Source organism: Arthrobacter alpinus (assembly GCF_900105965.1).
In the GTDB taxonomy this organism is placed as follows: domain Bacteria; phylum Actinomycetota; class Actinomycetes; order Actinomycetales; family Micrococcaceae; genus Specibacter; species Specibacter alpinus.
Genome location: NZ_FNTV01000001.1, coordinates 109,325 through 130,316, shown reverse-complemented (window position 1 = coordinate 130,316; position 20,992 = coordinate 109,325). Strand labels below are relative to the sequence as shown.

The 20,992-nt window shown below is 61.8% G+C and carries 20 protein-coding genes and 1 tRNA gene; 14 read left to right on the top strand and 7 right to left on the bottom strand.

Annotated features, from left to right (window positions below; genetic code table 11):
- Positions 1-66 precede the first annotated feature (66 nt).
- A complete protein-coding gene (locus BLV41_RS00590) occupies positions 67-540 on the top strand; it encodes a tRNA (cytidine(34)-2'-O)-methyltransferase (protein WP_044575227.1) in 474 nt (157 codons plus the stop codon).
- Between the two features lie 64 nt (positions 541-604).
- Positions 605-1,408: a class I SAM-dependent methyltransferase gene (locus BLV41_RS00585; RefSeq protein WP_074709603.1), complete on the top strand. Its 804-nt coding sequence runs from the start codon at positions 605-607 to the stop codon at positions 1,406-1,408.
- Between the two features lie 94 nt (positions 1,409-1,502).
- On the opposite strand, the gene BLV41_RS00580 is transcribed toward BLV41_RS00585, so the two are convergent.
- The gene (locus BLV41_RS00580) at positions 1,503-2,471 is read right to left on the bottom strand and encodes an electron transfer flavoprotein subunit alpha/FixB family protein (protein ID WP_074709600.1); all 969 of its coding nucleotides are present in this window, start codon (positions 2,469-2,471) and stop codon (positions 1,503-1,505) included.
- 10 nt (positions 2,472-2,481) lie between these two features.
- Positions 2,482-3,306 carry an electron transfer flavoprotein subunit beta/FixA family protein gene (locus BLV41_RS00575; protein WP_170835393.1) on the bottom strand — a complete coding sequence of 275 codons (825 nt, stop codon included), beginning with the start codon at positions 3,304-3,306 and terminating at the stop codon, positions 2,482-2,484.
- A 254-nt stretch (positions 3,307-3,560) separates the two neighbouring features.
- On the opposite strand from BLV41_RS00575, the gene BLV41_RS00570 reads away from it, so the two are divergent.
- Both BLV41_RS00570 and BLV41_RS00565 read left to right on the top strand, forming a co-directional pair.
- Complete coding sequence (locus BLV41_RS00570; RefSeq protein ID WP_074709598.1) at positions 3,561-4,367, top strand: ABC transporter ATP-binding protein; 807 nt, start codon at positions 3,561-3,563, stop codon at positions 4,365-4,367.
- On the top strand, positions 4,364-5,704 hold the full coding sequence (locus BLV41_RS00565) for an ABC transporter permease family protein (protein WP_244516666.1): 1,341 nt from the start codon (positions 4,364-4,366) through the stop codon (positions 5,702-5,704). Before BLV41_RS00570 ends, BLV41_RS00565 begins: the two co-directional genes overlap by 4 nt.
- A gap of 126 nt (positions 5,705-5,830) precedes the next feature.
- Here the strand turns inward: BLV41_RS00565 and BLV41_RS00560 are convergent, their stop codons facing one another.
- Positions 5,831-7,501, bottom strand: a complete 1,671-nt coding sequence (locus BLV41_RS00560; RefSeq protein WP_083360886.1) for a S1C family serine protease — start codon at positions 7,499-7,501, stop codon at positions 5,831-5,833.
- Positions 7,502-7,757: 256 nt separating this feature from the next.
- Here BLV41_RS00560 and BLV41_RS00555 point away from each other — a divergent pair, with 256 nt between their 5' ends.
- Together BLV41_RS00555 and BLV41_RS00550 are read left to right on the top strand one after the other, a co-directional pair.
- A complete protein-coding gene (locus BLV41_RS00555; protein WP_074709593.1) occupies positions 7,758-9,776 on the top strand; it encodes a TPM domain-containing protein in 2,019 nt (672 codons plus the stop codon).
- 140 nt (positions 9,777-9,916) lie between these two features.
- Entirely contained in the window at positions 9,917-10,693 is a 777-nt protein-coding gene (locus BLV41_RS00550; protein WP_044574456.1) for a PspA/IM30 family protein, read from the top strand.
- Positions 10,694-10,783: 90 nt separating this feature from the next.
- Here the strand turns inward: BLV41_RS00550 and BLV41_RS00545 are convergent, their stop codons facing one another.
- Entirely contained in the window at positions 10,784-11,635 is an 852-nt protein-coding gene (locus BLV41_RS00545; RefSeq protein ID WP_074709590.1) for an aldo/keto reductase, read from the bottom strand.
- A gap of 162 nt (positions 11,636-11,797) precedes the next feature.
- Here BLV41_RS00545 and BLV41_RS00540 point away from each other — a divergent pair, with 162 nt between their 5' ends.
- The 8 genes from BLV41_RS00540 to BLV41_RS00505 all read left to right on the top strand — a co-directional run bounded on the left by BLV41_RS00540 (position 11,798) and on the right by BLV41_RS00505 (position 19,006).
- On the top strand, positions 11,798-12,673 hold the full coding sequence (locus BLV41_RS00540; RefSeq protein ID WP_074709588.1) for a helix-turn-helix transcriptional regulator: 876 nt from the start codon (positions 11,798-11,800) through the stop codon (positions 12,671-12,673).
- On the top strand, positions 12,670-13,641 hold the full coding sequence (locus BLV41_RS00535; protein WP_074709585.1) for an aldo/keto reductase: 972 nt from the start codon (positions 12,670-12,672) through the stop codon (positions 13,639-13,641). Before BLV41_RS00540 ends, BLV41_RS00535 begins: the two co-directional genes overlap by 4 nt.
- Positions 13,635-14,618: an NAD-dependent epimerase/dehydratase family protein gene (locus BLV41_RS00530; RefSeq protein ID WP_074709583.1), complete on the top strand. Its 984-nt coding sequence runs from the start codon at positions 13,635-13,637 to the stop codon at positions 14,616-14,618. Before BLV41_RS00535 ends, BLV41_RS00530 begins: the two co-directional genes overlap by 7 nt.
- Before the next feature lie 86 nt (positions 14,619-14,704).
- On the top strand, positions 14,705-15,115 hold the full coding sequence (locus BLV41_RS00525) for a TOBE domain-containing protein (protein ID WP_074709580.1): 411 nt from the start codon (positions 14,705-14,707) through the stop codon (positions 15,113-15,115).
- The gene (modA, locus tag BLV41_RS00520) at positions 15,112-15,921 is read left to right on the top strand and encodes a molybdate ABC transporter substrate-binding protein (RefSeq protein ID WP_074709577.1); all 810 of its coding nucleotides are present in this window, start codon (positions 15,112-15,114) and stop codon (positions 15,919-15,921) included. The genes BLV41_RS00525 and modA overlap by 4 nt, the downstream gene beginning before the upstream one ends.
- Entirely contained in the window at positions 15,899-16,762 is an 864-nt protein-coding gene (locus tag BLV41_RS00515) for an ABC transporter permease (protein ID WP_083360514.1), read from the top strand. Before modA ends, BLV41_RS00515 begins: the two co-directional genes overlap by 23 nt.
- On the top strand, positions 16,759-17,802 hold the full coding sequence (locus BLV41_RS00510) for a sulfate/molybdate ABC transporter ATP-binding protein (RefSeq protein ID WP_074709574.1): 1,044 nt from the start codon (positions 16,759-16,761) through the stop codon (positions 17,800-17,802). Before BLV41_RS00515 ends, BLV41_RS00510 begins: the two co-directional genes overlap by 4 nt.
- Positions 17,803-18,055: 253 nt before the next feature.
- Positions 18,056-19,006 (top strand): alpha/beta hydrolase, encoded by a 951-nt coding sequence (locus tag BLV41_RS00505; RefSeq protein WP_244516664.1) that lies wholly within the window; start codon positions 18,056-18,058, stop codon positions 19,004-19,006.
- 61 nt (positions 19,007-19,067) lie between these two features.
- On the opposite strand, the gene BLV41_RS00500 is transcribed toward BLV41_RS00505, so the two are convergent.
- The 3 genes from BLV41_RS00500 to mmsB all read right to left on the bottom strand — a co-directional run bounded on the left by BLV41_RS00500 (position 19,068) and on the right by mmsB (position 20,963).
- Positions 19,068-19,141: transfer RNA gene (locus BLV41_RS00500), tRNA-Met, on the bottom strand.
- Positions 19,142-19,223: 82 nt separating this feature from the next.
- Complete coding sequence (locus BLV41_RS00495; RefSeq protein ID WP_074709569.1) at positions 19,224-20,000, bottom strand: enoyl-CoA hydratase; 777 nt, start codon at positions 19,998-20,000, stop codon at positions 19,224-19,226.
- 18 nt (positions 20,001-20,018) lie between these two features.
- On the bottom strand, positions 20,019-20,963 hold the full coding sequence (gene mmsB / locus BLV41_RS00490) for a 3-hydroxyisobutyrate dehydrogenase (RefSeq protein ID WP_074709566.1): 945 nt from the start codon (positions 20,961-20,963) through the stop codon (positions 20,019-20,021).
- Positions 20,964-20,992 lie beyond the last annotated feature (29 nt).

Below are 20,992 nucleotides of genomic sequence, written 5' to 3'. Positions count from 1 at the left end.
GTTCCGGGCAAGGCAGACCAGCATGTCCGGTCACCGTGCCTTAATGGCTGGCGTAGGATAAAAGACGTGTTCCGCATCCTATTTATGACCCCTGAAATCCCCGGCAATACCGGCAACGCCATCCGCTTGGCCGCCATCACCGGGGCCGAACTCCACCTCGTGGAACCTCTTGGCTTTGACTTCTCCGACGCCAAGTTGCGCCGGGCCGGTTTGGACTATCACGATCTGGCCGTGGTGACCGTGCACAAAACCCTCGAGGACGCTTGGGCAGTCCTGGCCCCCGAACGGGTCTTTGCCTTTACCTCCGACGGTGAAAGCAACTACACGGACATCTCCTACCAACCCGGTGACGTGCTCATGTTTGGCCGCGAATCCGACGGCCTGCCCCTCGAAGTCAAACAAGATCCCCACGTCACAGCCCGCGTCCGGCTCCCCATGCTGCCCGCCCTGCGGTCCCTTAATTTGGCCAATGCGGCCTCGATCGCCGTCTTCGAGGCATGGCGTCAAAACGGTTTTGCCGGGGCACAAATCCAGGCTTAACACTCTCCGGGGGCGAACCAACGCAGAGTTCACCCGGAAACTTTTTCATCTACTGGAGGTATGCATGTCCGCTCGCGATCCTGGTTTGGCGTTCACTGACGGAGCGCTGCAATTTGAGGCGTGGTCGGAAAAGCTCTGGGACCCCATGGGCCGCGACGTTGTTGCAGCCGCCGGGCTGCTGCCTGGCGAGAAAGTACTGGACGCATGCTGCGGAACCGGTGCTGCCACGATTCCGGCGTCCCTGGCGGTAGGCCCGGAAGGGACTGTCGACGGTGTGGATCTGTCCACCGGCCTGCTGCGCATCGCTGCGGCGAACCTGGCCGATCGGGGCATCCTGAACACTACCTTGACGGAGGCTGATGTCACGCAGTGGCGCGGACACCGCACCTTCGACGCCGTGCTGTGTTCCTACAGCATGTTCTTCTTCGCAGACATGGAAGCCGGCGTTGAGCACCTAACCTCCATGCTGCGCCCCGGCGGCCGCTTTGTCGCCAGTACCTGGATCGAAGGAGCGCTGGAACCCTTCGCCGGGCGCATTCTTGAAGCAGCTGTCAAGGAACGTCCCCGGCTGGCCGGTGTGGTTCCGCTGCCCAACCTAAACATGTCACGCGTGGCAACGGTTGACTCCTTGACCATCTGGCTCAAGGCCCGTGGACTGGAAAACGTCTCGGTGGCCACGCATCCGCTCACCTTGGCAGTGGATGACGCCATGGCATGGAACCTGGTCATGGGCAGCGGGTGGCGAACGCTGCTCCCCCGCGACCCCGACGCCATCGCCCGGGTCCGCCGCGAGTTCATCAAGTCGGTGGGCCCGCACGTCGAGATGAACTCAGACGCCATGATCGCCACAGGGACAGTTTCAAGCTAAAGCTTCAGTCAACGAAAAATGCCGCCGCTCCTGCTTATTGCCGCCCGTACAACGGCGGCGATAAGCAGGAGCGGCGGCATTTTTGAATCGGAAGCTACGCCCGGCGCTTCTTGATTTCTTCCACGGCCTGCGGCAGTACCTGGAACAGGTCTCCCACGATCCCAAAGTCGGCAATCTCGAAGATGGGCGATTCGGCATCCTTGTTGACCGCCACGATGAGCTTGGAGGTCTGCATGCCTGCCTTTTGCTGGATGGCACCGGAAATACCCACGGAGATGTAGAGCTGCGGGGAAACCTTCTTGCCCGTCTGGCCTACCTGTGACGCATGCGAGATCCAGCCGGCATCGGTTGCCGCACGGGATGCGCCAACGGCAGCACCCAACACGTCCGCGAGCTCTTCGATCGGGGTGAAATCGCCGTCAACGCCGCGGCCGCCGGCCACCACAATGCGCGCATCGTCAAGTTCCGGACGGCCAGAGGCCGCACGCGGTGTGCGGGAGATGATGCGGGCGCCCAGGCTGGCCGGGGAAAACGCCACCTCTACGGCTTCAACAGTGGGGTTCGTGGCCGACTCGGCGACGGCAGCTTCCACACTGTGGGACTTCACGCTGATGACGGCAACAGCTGACGTCGCGTGCGCCTCCACCGTGTAAGAGCCCGCGAGAACGGATTTGTGCGCCACCAGGGTGCCGGCGTCGTATGTCACCGAAACGGCGTCCGTGATGACTCCCGCATTCAGTGTGACGCCCACCCGGGCGGCTATTTCCTTGCCGGCTGCGCCGTTGTCCACCAAAACAGCGCTGGCGGACACGGCGGCCGCGGCCTGCGCCACGAGATCGGCCTTGGGCGCAACGAGGTACTCGCCCAGTTCGGACTGTTCGGAGTGCAGCACACGAGTCACGCCATAAGTGCCAAGTTCGGCGAGGATCTCGGCGCCGACGCCGCCAGCCACAACGGCCACGGGCTCCCCGGCGCTGCGGGCCAGGGTCAGCAGCTGATGCGTGGTGGCGGAAAGCTTGCCGGGCGCATCGAGCTGATCAATGTATACAACAATTGAAGTCATGAATGGTTCCTCAGATCAGTTTCTGCGCGGCCAGGAAGTCTACGAGCTGGATGCCGGCATCGCCGGAATCGGTGATGATGGTGCCGGCGGTGCGGGCGGGGCGCTCGGCCGCCGCGGTCACCTGCGTCAGGGATCCGGCATGGCCGACGGCGGTGGACGCCAAGCCAAGGTCCGCCAGGGACACCGTGGTCACCTTTTTCTTCTTCGCGGCCAGGATGCCCTTGAAGTTCGGGTAGCGAGGATCATTGGCTTGATCGGTCACCGACACAAGTGCGGGCAGCGAGGCCTGGATTTCCTCGGAGAAATCATCGCCGTCGCGGCGAGCCGTCACGGTGGTGCCATCCAGTTCAAGGGATGAGGCGAAGGTGATCTGGGCCAGGCCCAGCCGGGCTGCCAGCTGCGCCGGGATGATGGAGGTTTCACCATCGGTGGAGGCCATGCCGGTGATAACCAGATCAACCGGTCCCAGGGTCTTGATGGCCGCGGCCAGGGCCAGCGAGGTTGCGGAGGCGTCGGAGCCGGCGAGCGCGTCATCCGTGACGTGCAGGCCCTGAGTGGCACCGATCTGCAGCGACTTCTTGACCGCTGCTGCCGCAGCGGCCGGGCCCAGCGTCAACGCCGTGACGGTGTTGCCGGCTTTGGCGCCGCCGCGGGCGTCGGTCAATGCCAGCGCTGCTTCCAGCGCGTATTCATCGAGTTCGGAAAGGATGCTCTCGCTGCGATCGAGCGTGCGAGCATCACCTGTGAGGTGTCGGTCAAATTGTGCGTCTGGCACATATTTGACCAGTACGACAACGTTCAGTGCTGAGTTTTCCACTGCTGTCCTTTGTGTCATGGACGGATGGTTGAGCGGCGTCCTTCCCCTTGTCGGGGCGGGCGCCGCTGGTTCGCCCTTGGCCTACCCCAACAGCTTAGTTCGTTGCGGCCGTCGCTGAAATTTCCCGGGACCATTCTTTACTCCAAGCGAACACGGGCAGGCTCTGCGGCAATGCGGGCCATGATTCTCTCCTCCCCCGGGTGGACGCCTCTTCCCCACTTTCAGCCTGTAGCCCGATGTTTCCACTCTGGTCACAACGGCATAGTAGAACTATGACTTCATCACTTCTGAGCGCACGCTCCCTGTCCAAGCGCTACGGTGCGGGCATCGCCTTGAACAACGTGGATCTAGATATCCACCCCGGCGAGTCCGTGGCCATCATGGGCGCCTCCGGATCAGGTAAAACTACTCTCCTGCACGTCTTGGCCGGGATCACCACCCCCGATTCCGGCAGTGTGAATTACGCCGGCACCGATGTGACGGCGCTCAACGAGACCTCACGTTCCAAGCTGCGCCGTGAGGCCTTTGGCTTTGTGTTCCAATCAGGGTTGTTGATTCCCGAGCTGACGGCCATCGAGAACGTGGCTCTGGCACTGATGCTTAACGGTGTCTCGCGCCGGGACGCAGAAGCGCAATCAGCGGCTTGGCTTGCCCAACTCGGCCTCGCCGGTATGGAGAACCGCCGCATTGGTGAGCTTTCCGGCGGCCAAGCCCAGCGCGTCGCCATTGCCCGCTCCCAGGTAACTGGCGCACGCATAGTGTTCGCCGATGAACCCACCGGAGCCCTCGATTCCACGACCTCCGCCGAGGTTATGAGCGCTCTCCTGAACGCCACTGCAGGGCGCGGCAACACGCTGGTCCTGGTGACTCACGATCCAACTGTTGCTTCCCGCTGCAGTCGTACACTGACCATGGCCGACGGCGTATTGTCCCAAGCACCGTCGTCCCAGGCAGGTGCCGCGGCAGTCATCCCCTTCGGCCAGCCAACTGTGCCCCTGGGAACCACCTACATGCAGCATCCCGCCAGCCCGCTGGCCGCCCATCCTTCGATGGGCCAGGAATGGATGGGCCGACCGTGAAATCCACGTTTTCCATCCTTTGGATGATGTCCCGGCCGGCACCGGGAAGCAAAGCTGTCATTGTGCTGCCTGCCGTAGCTTTTGCCATGGTGACGGCCCTGATGTTGATCGTGCTGGCCGGCGCCATGAGCTTCTTCACGGATGCCGCATCACAGGACGACTCGGGGATCACGGGGACCTATCAAATGTTGGCGGCGTTTGCGGTATCGCTCATGGTCCTGCCCATGCTGACCCTGGGCGGATCCGCGGCAAGACTCTCGGCTCGGCGTCGTGACGAGCGGCTGTCCACGCTACGGCTGCTGGGTGGCACTCCTGCCCTGGTATCTGTCTTGACTGTTGTTGAATCCACGCTCGTGGCGATCACGGGTGTGATCGCTGGAATCGTCATCTACGCTGCTGCCCTGCCCGCCGTGGCATTGATTGAGTTTCAGGGCCAGGCCCTGGGGCTGGCAACCTTGTGGCTTCCGGTTGGCGTCCTCGTAATTGCCGCGGCCGCCTTGGTGCTGTTGGCTGCCGTCAGCGCCGCCCTTGGCCTACGCCTTGTGGTGCTCTCACCCTTGGGGGTTCGTACACGGCAAAAGGCACCCACCGTACACTGGCTTCGCGTAGTCCTCGGGATCGGCGCCGCCGCGGTGCTTTATGCCCTGATGACAGGCCTTACCGCCAGCGGATCTGCAGCCATCATGATCGTGATCCTGTGCGCCAGCTTTGCGGGCGGCCTGGCCGTGTTGAACCTCATGGGCCCCTATGTCTTGAAGTGGCTGGCGGGCCGAGGGCTGCGCAAGGCCCAAACCCCCACGAAGCTGCTGGCGGCCCGAACCATTTTGGAGTCCCCCAAGGCCGCATGGCGACAGGTCAGCTCCTTGTCGATGACAAGTTTCATAGCCGTGGTTGCAGGCACGGGACTTGCTCTGCTGAACTCCGCCGGAGAAGCCCAAAACACCGCAGATGAATCCCTCTTCAACGATATGCGCACGGGTGTGCTAATTACCGTGGTGGCGTCATTCCTGCTCGTGGCTTCCAGCGCGGGCGTGAATCAGGCCGCCGCCATCCTTGACCGTCGTGAGCTGTATGTGAGCCTGGACCGGCTCGGCATGCCTCGCTCCGTCATGGAGGCCGCACGCAAGCGGGCCGTGATGTGGCCCGTACTTGTTGTCACGATCGGTTCCGCGGGCCTGGCCGGCATCCTCTTGTTTCCCCTAACGGGCCTGGCGATGATCTTTGCGCCCTTGTCCTTGCTCGTGATTGCCGGCGTACTTGCCGGCGGCATCGCACTGGTTTGGACCGGCTTGGCCGCCTCCGGACCGGTGCTCAGTGCTGCTCTCCGCGAGGCCTAAAGACACTTGGGGCTCCTCACGGCCAGGAACGGTTACACAGAAGAAGCCCCATCCGGCCGCCCTGGTGGCAACGGATGGGGCTTCGTGCTTCCAAAATATGACCGGGTGGCCGGCCAGCAGCGGAATTTACTTCATGGTATCCAGTGTGACGTCTACCGACTGTTCCTTGCCGCTGCGGGTAAAGGTGACCGGTACGGTGGCTCCGCCGGCCTGTTCCCGAACGGCGGCCGTCAGATCGGCGGGGTCGCTAATGCTCCGGCTGCCGAGTTTCGTAATGACGTCGCCCTTCTTCAGGCCTGCCTTGTCCGCAGCACTGCCCGAAGTTACCGAGGCAACTGTGGCACCAGTGGAGAAGGTGCTGCTGGAACCTGTGGAGCTGGTTCCGCCAACAGAAACACCAAGCTGTCCGTGGCTGGCAACGCCATTCTTGATGATTTCCTCAGCAACCCGCTTGGCGTGATCCATCGGGATGGAGAAGCCAACGCCAATGTTGCCGCTTTGGCTGCTGGAACCTGACGAACTGCCGGTTGAGGCAATGGCCACGTTGACGCCGATGATTTCACCATTGGCATTGACCAGCGCACCGCCGGAGTTTCCGGGGTTGATGGCAGCGTCGGTCTGAATCACATTCAGATTGACGGTCCCCTGTGCCGCGGGGGTATCCGTACCTCCACCTGGAGGCGAGAAACGGAAGCCGTTGCCGCTGTCGTCAGGGGTTTGGGACTGATCACTGGAGTCCTCCGGAACTGCCGAGGACGCTACCTGAATGGTGCGGTTGAGCGTGGAGACAATGCCGTCGGTGACGGTTCCGTTCAAGCCCAACGGGGAACCAATGGCGATCACGGTATCGCCCACGTTGATCTTGCCGGATTCACCGAGTGTGGCTGCCACCAGGTTTGGGGCGTCGATCTTGACAACTGCCAGGTCCGAAAGCGGGTCGGTGCCCACGATTGTTCCCGCATAAACCTTGTTGTCGCTGGTCTGCACCTCGATCGTTGCGTGAGCGGCCGCGCCGTCGAGCGTCACAACGTGCGTGTTGGTCAGGATGTAGCCATCCGAGTTCAAGATGATGCCCGATCCCGTGCCGCCGGAGCTGCCGCTCGTGGCCGAAATGGTCACGACGGAGGGCATGGCCTTGGCTGCTGCGGCCGTGACGGCGTTGACGCTGTTGGTGTTGTTGACGACCAAAGGTGCACTCTGCTGGCTGCCATCCGAAGCCGAGCCGTTGCCCTGCTGGTCCACCAGGAACATGGATCCGCCGGCAACCAAACCGCCTACGAGTGCTGCGGCCAAGACGCTTCCGGCGAACAATCCCATGCCCACCTTCTTGCGCTCCTTGGGCGGGGCGGTGACTGCCGGCGCCAAGGTGTGCGGATACGCGTTCGACGCCGGGTACCCCGGACCTGCGTGGCCCGTGTGGGTTGCCCCCGTGGGAGATGGGATGGGCTCGGTGGGGTTGGACGGAGCAGTTGTGGGTGCCCCGTCCGCAGCGGGGGCACCATAGCGGTGTGCGCCATAGGCGGGTGTTGGAACGGCCTGAGTTGGTACAGCCTGAGTTGCTGCTCCCTGAACTTCCACGGGAGGAAGCGGCGGGGTGCTTGACTGCCATGGCTGCGGCGCAGAAGCGTTCACATCAGAAGTCTCGGGGGCACTGTCCTGTTGCGCTGTTGCCTCAGGAGTAACGGGAGCCTCGGGAACCGCCGCGGTCTCCGGAACAGCTGCGGTCTCGGGTGCTTCGGGGGTGTTCGCAGCGTGCTGGTTGATGCGGGTGGTGTCGTCACCATGGTTCTCGGTCATCAGCTTTCCCTTCATTGAAATCTCATGTGATGAATACTTTTTCTGAGTTCCATCTTCTCGAGCCTGGCTGGTGCCTTGACGAGCGTTCGCTGGAAGGTAGCTGTGAACCTCTCCCAGCTTTCATTATCGCTGACGGGATCCGGTTGCGGGGTTATTCGTACAGCGGAAAATCGCCCACGCCATTCAATCACGGCCATAGTATCGTTTGAGGTACTCAGGCCGATCTTCACAGTGGTCCCACAGTCAAAGGTGAGCGATGTTTGCACGGTTGAAGCGTTTTTCCCCATTCTTTGCAGGCCTTGCCCTGCTTGCCCTGCTGGTGGGCCCGGCCGGAGCTGCACAAGCTGAACCACCTGTGACGATTCCCGGTGGTACCTACATCATCGACAATGCCAACGTCCTTGGAAGCCGTGAGGCTGAGGTCCAAGCGGCCATCGACAAACTGGGTCAGGACCACGGCCTGACGTTCTTTGTGGTCTATGTGGATTCCTTCGACGGCGAGCCGGAGGTCGAATGGGGCCAACAGGTGGCAACGAAAAAGCAGCTGGGGGCCAACGACGCCCTGCTGGTGGTTGCCGTTCAGGACCGTAAGTACGCGCTCTTGGCGGATCAGGACAAGATCCCTGAAACCAAGAACCAGAGCATTCAGACCAACGCCATCAAGCCCCGGCTGGCTCAAAAAGAGTGGGCCCAGGCCGCCATTGATGCCGCCGCCGCCCTGGGCGACGCCGCCGGCGGAGGCAGTGGCACCGTGCCGAACCCCACGGGTGGGTTCGTGGCGCTGGGAGTTGGTGGCGCCGTCGTGGTTGGTGGCGCAGGAACTGCCCTGTATCTACGCAACAAGCGCAAGAAAAAAGCTGCCGAGGCCACAGCCAAGGGTTACGGTGCCGATGGAAAGCCGCTGGATCCCAACGCCGGAATGAGCGTACCTGAGCTGCGGGCCAAGGCCGGCTCGCTGTTGATCGCCGCCGATGACGCGATCAAGAGCAGCGAGCACGAGATTGGTTTTGCGCAGGCTTCGTACGGCGATGCGGCCGTGAAGCCATTCCAAGAGGCTTTGGATGATGCCAAGAAGCACCTGAGTGAGTCCTTCAAATTGCAGCAGCAACTCGATGATGAAATTCCAGACACCCTGGAGGAACAGCGCACCTGGCTGGGAGAAATCATTAAGCGCAGCGAAGATGCCAACGCCGCACTGGATGCCCAGAAGGCTGCGTTTGATGATCTGCGTGAGCTGGAACGGACAGCCCCACAGGTCCTTGCGACCATCCGCACCGAGGCCAGTCAGGCAGGCGCTGCCGTGACAAACGCCGAACAACAACTTATTGCCCTGACCTCCCAGTTCTCCGAAGCGGCTGTAGCGCCAGTGCGCGACAACGTGGCCCAGGCCAAGGAACGTTTGGAGTTTGTCACCACGGCAGCGGCCGAGGCAGACGCGAAACTTGCCGCCGCCGATACCGCTGGCGCGGCGGTTGCTGTCCATGCCGCGCAGGAAAGCTTGCTGCAATCGACAGTGTTGCTTGAGGCAATCTCCAAGATTGAAGCGGCAATGCGCGACGCCGCTGCCACCTTGCAGTCGGCTCTTCCGGCCGCTGTGGCTGACTTGGAGCAGGCAAAACAGATGGTGGCCTCGGCCCAGTTTGCCCGCTACGCCCCGACGGTTCAGGCTGCCGAAGCTGCCCTCAATGACGTCAGGATGAACGCCGCTGGCAAGCCCGATCCGGTGGCACAGCTTGCTGCCGTTCAACAGGCACACAGCCAGCTTGATGAATTGCTGACAGGTATCCGTGATCAGCAGCAGCAGGCGCTGCGGGCGCAGGCGTCCTTGCAGCAGGCTCTTGCCGGGGCGCAAGCAACCATCGCCACTGCCCAGGATTTCATTACGGCACGGCGCGGTGGTGTGGGCTCCGAAGCCCGGACGCGCTTGTCCGAGGCGGAGCGCAACTTTGACTACGCCCGGTCCATCGCTGATTCCGATCCCAGCAACGCCCTGGCCTACGCACAACAAGCCCAACAACTGGCCCAGCAAGCCATTCAATATGCCCAAAATGATGTTGACAGCTTTGGTGGGCGCGGCGGTCGCGGCGGCGGGTATGGCGGCGGTGGTGGTTCCATGGGTGGAGGCATGGGCGGGGCCATCCTTGGCGGCATCATTGGCGGCCTGCTCTCCGGAGGCGGTGGTGGCGGCGGCTTCGGCGGAGGCGGATTTGGCGGAGGCGGAGGCGGTGGTGGAGACGGTGGTGGCGGCTTCGGTGGAAGCGGCGGCAATTTCTAGCCCGGCCCTCGTTGTGTGAAGTCTTTTGGTCTTGGGCCAGGAATAGGGGTGCTTCCTCTAGACTCGTTTTACAAGGACGGCTTCGGTAGACATTTTCACATTTTCATTTGATTCAAACCAGCAAATATAAGGGGAAAAGAATGGCAAAGCAGTCAATTTTCGGCCGGATCGCACAGTTGGCCAAGGCCAACATCAATGCGTTGTTGGATCAGGCCGAGGACCCGCAGAAGATGCTTGACCAGATGGTTCGTGACTACAAGGCCAACATCACCGAGGCGCAGGGCGCTGTGGCCCAAACCATTGGCAACCTCCGCATGCTCGAGGATGACTACAACGAGGACATCAAGGCGTCCCAGGATTGGGGTTCAAAGGCACTTGCTGCGAGCCGCAAGGCCGATGAATTCCGCGCTGCCGGCGACGCCGCCGATGCGCAGAAGTTTGACAACCTCGCCAAGGTGGCCCTGCAGCGTCAGATTACGGCAGAGAACGAGGCTCGCGCCGCCGAGCCCAACATCGCCGCCCAGAACGATGTTGTGGAGAAGCTCAAGACCGGCCTGGGCCAGATGGAAGGCAAGCTCAACGAGCTGGCCAACAAGCGCAATGAACTGATCGCCCGCTCCAAGACGGCTGCTGCGCAGACTCAGGTTCACGATGCACTCAAGAGCATCGACATCATGGACCCCACGAGCGAGGTCAGCCGTTTCGAAGAGAAGATCCGTCGCGAAGAAGCCAAGGTGCGCGGGCAGAATGAACTTGCCGCCTCCAGCCTTGACGCCCAGTTCAACTCCCTTGAGGATCTGGGCGAGCAGACCGAGGTTGAGGCACGTCTTGCGGCCTTGAAGTCGGGCGGCACCCCGGCCCCAGCAGCCATCACGGCTCCGGCGAGCGTGGATGAAGCAGACTTTGACAAGCTGTAAATAGAAAATAGAACCACCAAATAGTTCAGGGTGTGTCACCACTTTCGTGGTGACACACCCTGAACTATTTGGCGCTCGCTTTCTGGATTTCTACATCTGGGTAAAAGCCGCGACGGCGGGATCGGCGCCAATGCGTTCACCCGTTTCCAGTTCGGAGACCAGTGCCAGCTCGGCGTCGCTGAGCTGAATTCGAGCCGCCGCCAAGTTTTCGGCCATGCGCGCGGGCGTCACGGTCTTCGGGATGACAATGTTTCCCAGCCCCAGGTGCCAGGCCAGAACGATCTGGGCTGGTGTGGCACCGTGGACCTGCGCCAGCTCGGTCAGGACTCCACCGTCCAAGTCCTTGCCCTGGCCCAGCGGGCTGTACGCCTGCACGGCAATCCCATGGTTGCGGGATTTCTGTGCCAACGCGCGCTGTTGGAAGGTGGGATGGGCTTCGATCTGGTTCACGGCAGGAACCACCGTGGAGGTGGCCAACAGTTCATCCAAGTGATCCGGCAGGAAGTTGGAGACACCAATGGCGCGCACCAGACCCTGGGCGTACAGGGATTCAAGTTCCTTCCATGCCTGAGTGAACAGGCCAAGAGATGGGACCGGCCAGTGGATCAGGTACAAGTCAATCCAGTCAATGCCCAGCGCCTTGCGGCTGGCCTCGAAAGCCGCGCGGGGGCTGCTCTGCTCACCGTTGCGAAGTTTGGTGGTGATGAAAAGGTCCTCACGGGGCAGCCCGGATTCGGCAATGGCCGCACCCACGCCGGATTCGTTACGGTAAGCCGCAGCCGTATCGATATGACGGTAGCCCGCAGCCAAGGCCTGCCCAACGGCCACCCGAGTTTCTTCCGGCGGAATCTGGAAGACCCCAAATCCCAGCTGCGGGATGGTGACGCCATTGTTTAAGGTCAGCTCCGGAACAACCACTGCCGGGGTACTCGAATCAGTCATGGAGATTCATTCCTTTCATTGCCTCCGCCGTAAACGGCGCTTCCCACCAGCCTAGGCGCCACGTCCTTGCAAAAGCACACTCGGGGTGTGCTGATTGATCCTAGGCTTGGCAGACCTACCCAGACACTAGGAGACTGCCCCTCTCCGGGGCAGAATGAAGGCATGGGTCAGAGCATAGAATTCGGCAGTTTCCTTTCGGCCATGAGAGCCCGGTTGCAGCCGGATCCCGCGGCAGCGCTGACAACCCGGCGAGTTCCGGGGTTGCGCCGCGAAGAGGTCGCCAGGCTGGCGGGCGTCTCCACCGATTACTACACACGCTTGGAGCAGGGCCGTAACATTGCGCCCTCTCGCCAGGTCCTGAGCTCGGTGGCCCGCGCACTTGAACTCAACGACTCCGAATCTGCGCATATGTTCGCCCTGCTGGAAAACTGCGGCGGCAAAGTCAACAACCCGCCGTCCGTGCAGCGCGTGCGTGCTTCCATGCGGCAGCTCCTCGAAGCGGTGGGCGAGGTGCCCGCCGTCGTACTGGGCAGGCGGACCGATGTCCTGGCCTGTAACCGCATGGCCAGCCTGCTCTTTGCTGACTTCCCGGCCATGGCCCGAGAACAAAGAAACTACACACGCTGGATCATGCTTGATCCTGCTGCGCGCGTCCTATTTCGCGATTGGCACAGCGCAGCAAGCGATGCCGTGGCCACCTTGCGTGCAGACATTGGCCGGCACCCGGGCGATCCTGCGGCAACGGCGCTGGTGGGCGAACTAGCCGTCAATAGCGAGGATTTTCGCCAGTGGTGGGCGCGGCACACCGTGGCCCGGAAGGCATCGGGCACGCTGGCGCTGCGTCACAGCGTGGTTGGTGACCTGGCGCTCGACTTTGAGCATCTGCTGCTCCCCGACGATCCTGACCAACATCTGCGCATCTACACGGCAAAGAACGGTTCACCCTCTCAGGATGCGCTCAAGCTTCTCTCAGCTTGGGCCGGCAGTCCCGAAAACTCACCGGTATCCAACCCATCCAAAGGAATCACATCGCCATGAAGTACACGCAATTGGGCCGTAGCGGCCTGTCCGTTTCCACCTTGTGCCTTGGCACCATGAACTTTGGTCCCCACACGGAGGAAGCCCACGCGCACCAGATCATGGACCAGGCTCACGAGGCAGGGCTGAACTTTTTTGACACCGCCAACGCCTACGGCGGCAATGACCGTCGCGGCTGGACCGAGGAGATCATCGGCCGGTGGAATGCCCAGGGCGGAGGGCGGAGGGAGCGGACGGTGCTGGCCACCAAGGTGTACGGCAACATGACGAACTGGCCCAACGATTCCAAGTTGTCGGCACTAAACATCCGCCGATCCCTGGACGCGAGCCTGAAGAGGCTGCAAACGGACTACATTGATCTGTACCAATTCCACCATGTTGACCGGAACACGCCGTGGGATGAGATTTGGCAGGCAGTGGATGTTGCTGTCGCGCAGGGCAAGATCCTCTACGCGGGCAGCTCCAACTTTGCCGGATGGCATATCGCCTCCGCACAGGAATCCGCCGCGCGCCGCCCCAGCATGGGCCTGGTCAGCGAACAGTCCATCTACAACTTGATGGAGCGCAGCGTGGAACGTGAGGTCATTCCGGCCGCCCAACATTACGGCCTGGGACTGCTGCCATGGTCGCCCCTGCACGGAGGCCTGCTGGGCGGGGTTTTGCAAAAGCAGAACGACGGCGTCCGCCGGGTTGAGGGCCGTGCCGCCGAGGCGCTGGCCGCCTCCCATGACGCGATTGCCGCCTTTGAGGCGTTCGCGGCAGACCTGGGCCATGCTCCGGCAGACGTGGCGCTGGCGTGGTTGTTGCACCAGCCTGCCGTCACCGCACCCATCATTGGACCGCGCACCGCAGCCCAGCTCGATGCCGGGCTGCGAGCGCTCGAGGTTTCCCTTGACGCTGAAGCGCTGGCCACACTCGATAAGATCTTCCCCGGCCCCAAGACAGCACCTGAGGACTACGCATGGTGATGGGCCCCAGGGTCCTGTTCATTGGTGGCACAGGCATCATCAGCACAGCAGCCGTGGCCCGGGCCGTGGCCTTGGGGTTCACCGTCACTGTGCTCAATCGTGCGGCGAGCTCGGTGCGTCCGGTACCGTCCGGCGTCGAGCTTGTCATTGCCGATATCAGGGACACCGCAGCCGTGGCCGCGGCCTTGGGTGCACGGACCTTTGATGTTGTTGCCGACTTCATAACCTTTGCACCGGATCAGGCCCGGGCAGCTGTGGATCTGTTCCGCGACAGGACCAGGCAGTACGTGTTCATCAGCACCGCCTCGGCCTATCAGAAGCCGCCTGCCCGGTTGCCCATCACAGAGTCCACGCCGTTGCGCAACCCGTTTTGGAAGTACTCGCAGGACAAGATCTCCTGTGAGGAAGTCTTTACGGCCGCTTACCGAGACGAGGGCTTCCCCGTCATGGTGGTCCGGCCCTCCTCCACCTACGACCACACACGGTTGCCGCTGCTTTTTGGCTGGACCGATGTGCACCGCATGCGCGAAGGCCTGCCGGTGGTGGTGCATGGGGATGGCACCACACCGTGGACCCTGACGCACGCAGTCGATTTCGCTGTTGGTTTCGTGGGGTTGTTCGGACTCCCCGTGGCGGGTGAGGCCTTCACGATCACCTCCGACGACGTCCTGTCCTGGGATTCCGTGTACCGTCACGTGGCGGCAGCGGCGGGTGTCACCGATCCGATGCTGGTGCATGTGGCCAGCGATCGCATTGCTGCGGTTGCCCCGGATTTCGGTCCGGGACTGCTTGGCGACAAATCCCACCCCGCGATCTTCGACAACACCCGAATCAAGTCCCTGGTGCCATCCTTTGGCACTCGGATCCGTTTCTCGGACGCCATCGTAGAAACTCTTGCGTGGCACGATCGCCATCCTGAATCCTGCGTGGTGAATTCGGAGCACATGGCTTTTTCTCAACGGTTGGCTGAACTGTAGGTACTGGCCGCCAATACCTTCTTCGAACTAGTATTTGCGGCCACGTAACATATTATCTTCCGCATATGAGGATATAGACTGCCGGTATGACACTCATTCGCGTTTCCGAGGCGGCCCGTTTTCTCGGCGTCAGTGACGATACCGTCAGGCGGTGGCTGGATAACGGCACCCTCCAAGGCCAAAAAGACAAGCAGGGCAAGCTGGTCATCGACGGGATTGAACTGGCGGCCCTGGCCAAGTCGCAGTCCTCGCTGCCCCAGGACCCCACGCGAGTGGGCAGTTCCGCGCGGAACCGCTTTGTTGGTCTCGTGACCAACGTGATCATGGACAAGGTCATGGCCCAGGTGGAACTGCAATGCGGCCCCTTCCGCGTCGTCTCACTCATGAGCAGTGAGGCGGTGCGAGATTTGAAGCTGGAGCCCGGCTCGGTTGCCACGGCCGTGGTCAAGTCCACGAACGTGATCATTGAAGTACCGAACAGTGGGAAGGACTCATGAAACTCTCGTTCAAGAAAGTCTCCACGCTGGCCGCCGCCACCGTGTTGGCGGCATCGATGGCTTCCTGCTCAAGCCCCGATGGCGGGCCAGCATCAGCTGCCGGCTCGGCAAGCACGTCCGTACCGGAACTATCCGGAACATTGACAGTGTTCGCCGCCGCGTCACTCAAACAAACGTTCACGGAATTGGCCACCCAATTCGAGGCTGCCCATCCGCAGGTGAAGGTCTCGTTGAGTTTTGACGGCTCATCGACCCTTGTCACCCAAATAACCCAAGGCGCCCCCGCCGACGTGTTTGCCTCAGCCGACACAAAGAACATGACGAAGCTCAGCGACGCCAAGCTGACGTCCGAGGCCCCTGTGGACTTTGCAACCAACGTTTTGACCTTGGCGGTCCCGCCCAGCAATCCGGCAAACATCACAGCTTTTGCCGACGTCGCCAAGCCGGGGGTCAAACTGGTCATTTGCGCGGCGCAGGTTCCCTGCGGCGCTGCGGCCAAAGCCGACGCCGCCACGGCGGGGCTGATGCTCACCCCCGTCAGTGAAGAGCTGTCCGTCACCGGAGTGCTCGGCAAGGTCACTTCAGGCGAGGCCGATGCCGGTCTGGTCTATGTCACTGACGCAAAGTCTGCCGGGGACAAGGTCAAGACCATCCCGCTCGGTCTTGCCCAGCCTACGATCAATGAGTACCCCATTGCCGCAGTCAAGGGTTCCAAGAATCCCGAAATCGCTGCGGCGTTCATCTCTTTGGTGACGGCCCAGGAGGGCCAAAAGGTGCTGCAGGATGCTGGGTTTGGTGCGCCCTAAGGGTCGTGGGGCCGGTGCGGAACCGTGGCAGTACCGTGCGGTCCCCCGTTGGGTTTTCCTGTTCGCCGCGGTGGGCGGGCTGTTCATTTTGCTCCCACTTTTCGGCATGGTGGCTAGGGTCAATTGGACCCAGTTCTGGCCACTGATCGCCTCGGATTCTTCAGTGGATGCTCTGGCACTAAGCCTCAAAACCGCAATAGCCAGCACGGCACTGTGCATCATTTTTGGTGTGCCACTGGCTTTGGCGTTGGCCAGGGCACATTTTCCCGGCCAAGGTCTTCTGCGCGCACTTGTCCTGCTGCCGCTGGTGGTTCCACCTGTGGTGGGCGGCTTGGCCCTGCTCTATACCTTTGGCCGGGAGGGCCTGCTGGGCGGGTCCTTGCATCTGATTGGAATCGACATCGCGTTTTCCACGACTGCCGTGGTCATGGCACAGGCCTTCGTGGCGCTGCCGTTTCTGGTGCTGAGCCTTGAGGGGTCACTGCGCACGGCCGGAGACAAGTATGAGGCCGTTGCCGCGACCTTGGGCGCCCGCCCCTCCACGGTGTTGCGCCGCATCACACTTCCGCTGGTGTTTCCGGGACTGGTGACCGGAGCCGTTCTGGCCTTTGCCCGGAGTCTGGGTGAATTTGGCGCCACCTTGACTTTTGCCGGCAGCCTCCAAGGCGTCACGCGAACCTTACCTTTGGAAATTTACCTGCAGCGCGAGAGCGATCCTGATGCAGCTGTGGCCCTGTCCTTTTTGCTGATTGCCGTAGCACTCGTGGTGGTGGGCGTGGCCTACAGGACGCCCCGGTCACCGATACGGGCGCTGGTTTCGAAGGAGGTTCCGGGCGCGTGACACTTAACCTAGAGGCCGTGATGGCTGCCCGCAATGTGGACGTGGCATTAACCGTCAACCCCGGGGAAACCATCGCAATTATGGGCCCCAACGGGGCCGGAAAGTCCTCGGTGATCCAGATGCTTGCGGGCCTCGTGAAGCCCAGTTCCGGCAGTGCCACCCTCGACGCGCACACCCTGTTCCGGCTTTCCCCGGGCAATGTTTGGTTGGCACCCCATGAACGCGGCGTAGGTGTCTTGGCTCAAGAGCCCTTACTCTTCCCGCACCTAAACGTGCTGGACAACGTGGCCTTTGGTCCCCGGAGCCAAGGCGCCAGCCGGCGAGAAAGCCGCAACATCGCAAGTCACTGGCTGGGCGAGGTGGACGCGTTGGAGCTTTCCAACAGGCTGCCTGCACAGCTTTCCGGCGGCCAGGGGCAACGTGTGGCGCTCGCCCGCGCGCTCGCCACCGATCCCCAATTGCTCCTCCTTGATGAGCCCATGGCCGCGCTCGACGTCAACAGCGCCCCGTTCCTGCGCAGCCTGCTCAAACGTGCCCTGGCCGGCCGCCGGGCCATCATTGTCACGCACGACGTCCTGGACGCCCTCATGCTCGCGGAACGCATCGTTGTCATGGACGGCGGGCGCATTGTGGAATCCGGCCCCACCGCAACCGTGTTGGCCCATCCACGCAGCTCCTTCGCCGCATCCCTCGCCGGGCTCAACGTCTTGTCCGGAACAATCTCCGGTTCCACGTTGGCAATGTCCGACGGCGTTCAGGTCACCGGCCGCCCGGTCGGTGTGGCAGCCGAGATGGCCGGGCTAGCCGCATTCCCGCCGTCGGCCGTGTCTGTTTTCCTTGCGCCTCCTGCGGGAAGCCCCCGCAATTGCTTCAAGGTCACCATCAGCGAATTGGAGCCTCACGGCGGGCATATCCGGGTCCGTGCCGGAGCGCTGGCCGCCGATCTCTCCCCCGCAGCCATTGCCGAGCTCGCATTGTTGCCCGGATCCGAGGTTTTCTTCGTGGTCAAGGCGGCAGAAACAATCCTCTACCCGGCATAAAGGTTCGGGAATCCAAAAGATACCTCTCTTGGACGAGGGAAACGAAAAAGCGATCATCCGATGTGATGATTTCTCCTTTCTCGCTGGCATTACGAAGTCCATCTGTGCGTAAATATATTTGGAATAGCTCAAAAGAATCACGGTTTATTGTGATGTTATTTTCGTGCCAGAAATTAGCGCCAACGGGAAATAGTGCTCAAAACTATTATTTATGCGTCGGCATATCCCACAAATAATCTACAGATGGATAAGCGTGAGAAAGTTTCTAAGAATTCTCCTCAAGGTGATCGCCGTTTTCGTGGCCGTGGTGGCAGTTGCCTTGGCAACCACCACTATCGTCAATGCCAGTGCCAGCAAATCCGAGGCCGGCAGGATTGAAAGCTACGGGCAGCGAGTCACTGTCGATGGCAAGCAGATGAATGTCCTCATTCAGGGAGACGCCGCGGAAACCGTGGTGCTGCTGCCAGGGTTCGGCACCGCCGCACCGGCACTTGATTTCGCACCCCTCATTGCAGAACTGGCGCCGCACTACAGGGTGGTGGTGGTAGAACCCTTTGGCTATGGCCTCAGCGATGAAACAGAGAAGCCGAGGACTGCCCAAAACATCAACACGGAGGTCCATTCCGCCCTGGCAAGCCTGGGCATTGATCGATACGCGCTCATGGGCCATTCGATCGCTGGCATCTACGCCCTTGACTACGCGAACCGGTTTCGAGGCGAGCTAACAGCCTTCGTCGGCATAGACAGCAGCGTCCCAACCCAGCCGGGCATGGATGATGCCCTTCCGATTGCCGCCATGAAAACAGCCAAGACTCTGGGCCTGACCCGGGTACTGATGTCGATGGCTGGGGATCCCTATGCTGGACTGCCCTATGACGATGACATGAAAGAACAGATGAAGCTCTTGTCGCTGAAAAACTCCATGTCTTCCACCTATTCAGATGAGATGGAACATTTCGCCTCCAATTTCACTTCCAGCCGATCTCAGTCATTCCCGCGTGATCTTCCGGTACTTGAGTTTGTCCAGCGTGAGAATACCGATGTCGAGGGATGGCTGCCCCTGCATGAGGAGCAGGTGGCCAGCGTGGATACGGGTGAACTCATTCAATTGGATGCCACTCATTATCTGCATCACACCAAGTCCCCGGAAATTGCCGAGAACTTCACCCGCTTCATGGCTTCGGTAAATCAGAACCGAACGTAACTTTTATTATTGGGAAACGGAAAACCCCCGGCCATCAGGCCGAGGGTTTTCCTCATCATAGTTGCGGGGACAGGATTTGAACCTGTGACCTCCGGGTTATGAGCCCGGCGAGCTACCGAACTGCTCCACCCCGCGTTGCGTCCTCAACAGTACATGTGTTTGGCCGAATCACCAACTCGAGAGGGCCCTGGGCCAGATGACAGGCGCCGGCGCAGATTTACCGGTGCTTGAACTCGGCGGGGCGCTTCTGGGTGAAGGCGGCCATGCCTTCCTTTTGATCCTCGGTGGCGAAGCAGGCAAAGATGGAGCGGCGTTCCATGCGGACTCCCTCGGCCAAGGTGGTTTCAAAGGCGGCGTTGACGGCTTCCTTGGCAATCATGGCCACGGGCTTGGACATGGATGCGATCGTCGCAGCCGTAGCGAGGGCATCCTCGAGCAACGAGTCCACGGGAACCACTCGGGCCACGAGCCCTGCCTGCTCCGCCTCCACGGCGCCCATGACCCGGCCCGTCAGTACCATTTCCATGGCCTTGGCCTTGCCGATGGCCCGAGTCAGCCGCTGTGAACCGCCCATGCCGGGGATGACTCCGAGCTTGATCTCGGGTTGGCCGAACTTGGCGTTGTCGGCGGCGATGATGAAGTCGGCGATCATGGCCAATTCACAGCCACCCCCCAATGCGTGGCCCGCGACGGCCGCAATCATGGGCGTGCGAACCCTGGCCAGCTCATCCCAGGCGGAGAACCAGTTGGCACGGTACATATCCACCGAGGATTTGTCCGCCATCTCCTTGATATCGGCTCCGGCAGCAAAGGCACGGGAGGAGCCAGTGATGACGATGGCACCAATGCCGGCGTCGGCGTCGAACGCCTGCGCGGCGGCCAGAATTTCCCGTCCCATGGCATCGCTCAAGGCATTCAGGGACTCGGGGCGGTTGAGCGTTATCAGGGCCACCCGGCCGCGTTGTTCGGTCAGGATCAAGGAGTACTGCGTCATGGAAGGGTTCCGTTCGGTTCAGTCGGTCCGGTGCGAAGCATGCCGGATGGTGTTGATGATGCCGGAGAAGTCGGTGCCGGCACCGCCGCCTAGGGCGAATTCTCGATAGATTTCCTCGGCGGTGCGGCCCATGACGGCGTCCACACCCGTGGCATTGAGCGCCTCAACGGCCAGCCCCAGGTCCTTGGCCATGAGGGCGCCGGCGAATCCGGGCTGGTATTCACGGTTGGCAGGGCTCGTGGGAACGGGGCCGGGCACGGGGCAGTTGGTGGTCAGCGACCAGCATTGCCCGGAGGCGTTGGCTGCCACGTCATACAGGGCCTGGTGCGTCAGGCCGAGCTTTTCGCCGAGCACAAAGGCCTCACTGACGGCGATCATGGACACGCCAAGGATCATGTTGTTGCAGACCTTGGCCGCTTGTCCGGCGCCTGGCCCGCCACAGTGCACAATACGTTTGCCCATGACCTCAAAGATGGCGGCACCCGAGGCGAAATCTTCCTCGGATCCGCCCACCATGAATGTCAGGGTGCCGGCCTCAGCCCCCACCACCCCGCCCGAAACCGGCGCATCGAGGCCACGGTGACCGCTCGCCACGACCATCTGGTGTGCTGCCCGCGCGTCTTCGACCGAGATCGTGGAGCACTCCAAAAACAACGCCCCCGGCTTGGCCGCGGCCAGCAGACCGCCGCCGGGGCCGTCTCCCTCAAAAGCGGCAAAGACGTGTTTCCCGGCTGGCAACATGGTGATGATGACATCTGCTCCCCGCGCTGCAGCGGCGGCGGACTCGGCCACCTCTACCCCTGCGGCGGCAGCCGCATCGAGTGCTGCGGGCACCACGTCAAAGCCCGTGACGGGATATCCGGCCGCCACAAGGTTCGCCGCCATGGGCCCGCCCATGTGCCCCAGCCCAATAAAGGCAATCCTTGATTCAACACCCAAGACTTCACTGCTCATGCTGCTCATTCCCTTCGCGACCCAAGTGCACCACCATG

What these genes read in the sequence shown, in the direction of transcription:
- BLV41_RS00585 (WP_074709603.1), top strand. Translation starts at nt 605, where the DNA reads ATGTCCGCTCGCGATCCTGGTTTGGCGTTCACTGACGGAGCGCTGCAA.
- BLV41_RS00580 (WP_074709600.1), bottom strand. Translation starts at nt 2,471, where the DNA reads ATGACTTCAATTGTTGTATACATTGATCAGCTCGATGCGCCCGGCAAG.
- BLV41_RS00575 (WP_170835393.1), bottom strand. Translation starts at nt 3,306, where the DNA reads ATGACACAAAGGACAGCAGTGGAAAACTCAGCACTGAACGTTGTCGTA.
- BLV41_RS00570 (WP_074709598.1), top strand. Translation starts at nt 3,561, where the DNA reads ATGACTTCATCACTTCTGAGCGCACGCTCCCTGTCCAAGCGCTACGGT.
- BLV41_RS00560 (WP_083360886.1), bottom strand. Translation starts at nt 7,501, where the DNA reads ATGACCGAGAACCATGGTGACGACACCACCCGCATCAACCAGCACGCT.
- BLV41_RS00555 (WP_074709593.1), top strand. Translation starts at nt 7,758, where the DNA reads ATGTTTGCACGGTTGAAGCGTTTTTCCCCATTCTTTGCAGGCCTTGCC.
- BLV41_RS00550 (WP_044574456.1), top strand. Translation starts at nt 9,917, where the DNA reads ATGGCAAAGCAGTCAATTTTCGGCCGGATCGCACAGTTGGCCAAGGCC.
- BLV41_RS00545 (WP_074709590.1), bottom strand. Translation starts at nt 11,635, where the DNA reads ATGACTGATTCGAGTACCCCGGCAGTGGTTGTTCCGGAGCTGACCTTA.
- BLV41_RS00540 (WP_074709588.1), top strand. Translation starts at nt 11,798, where the DNA reads ATGGGTCAGAGCATAGAATTCGGCAGTTTCCTTTCGGCCATGAGAGCC.
- BLV41_RS00535 (WP_074709585.1), top strand. Translation starts at nt 12,670, where the DNA reads ATGAAGTACACGCAATTGGGCCGTAGCGGCCTGTCCGTTTCCACCTTG.
- BLV41_RS00530 (WP_074709583.1), top strand. Translation starts at nt 13,635, where the DNA reads ATGGTGATGGGCCCCAGGGTCCTGTTCATTGGTGGCACAGGCATCATC.
- BLV41_RS00525 (WP_074709580.1), top strand. Translation starts at nt 14,705, where the DNA reads ATGACACTCATTCGCGTTTCCGAGGCGGCCCGTTTTCTCGGCGTCAGT.
- modA (WP_074709577.1), top strand. Translation starts at nt 15,112, where the DNA reads ATGAAACTCTCGTTCAAGAAAGTCTCCACGCTGGCCGCCGCCACCGTG.
- BLV41_RS00515 (WP_083360514.1), top strand. Translation starts at nt 15,899, where the DNA reads ATGCTGGGTTTGGTGCGCCCTAAGGGTCGTGGGGCCGGTGCGGAACCG.
- BLV41_RS00495 (WP_074709569.1), bottom strand. Translation starts at nt 20,000, where the DNA reads ATGACGCAGTACTCCTTGATCCTGACCGAACAACGCGGCCGGGTGGCC.
- mmsB (WP_074709566.1), bottom strand. Translation starts at nt 20,963, where the DNA reads ATGAGCAGCATGAGCAGTGAAGTCTTGGGTGTTGAATCAAGGATTGCC.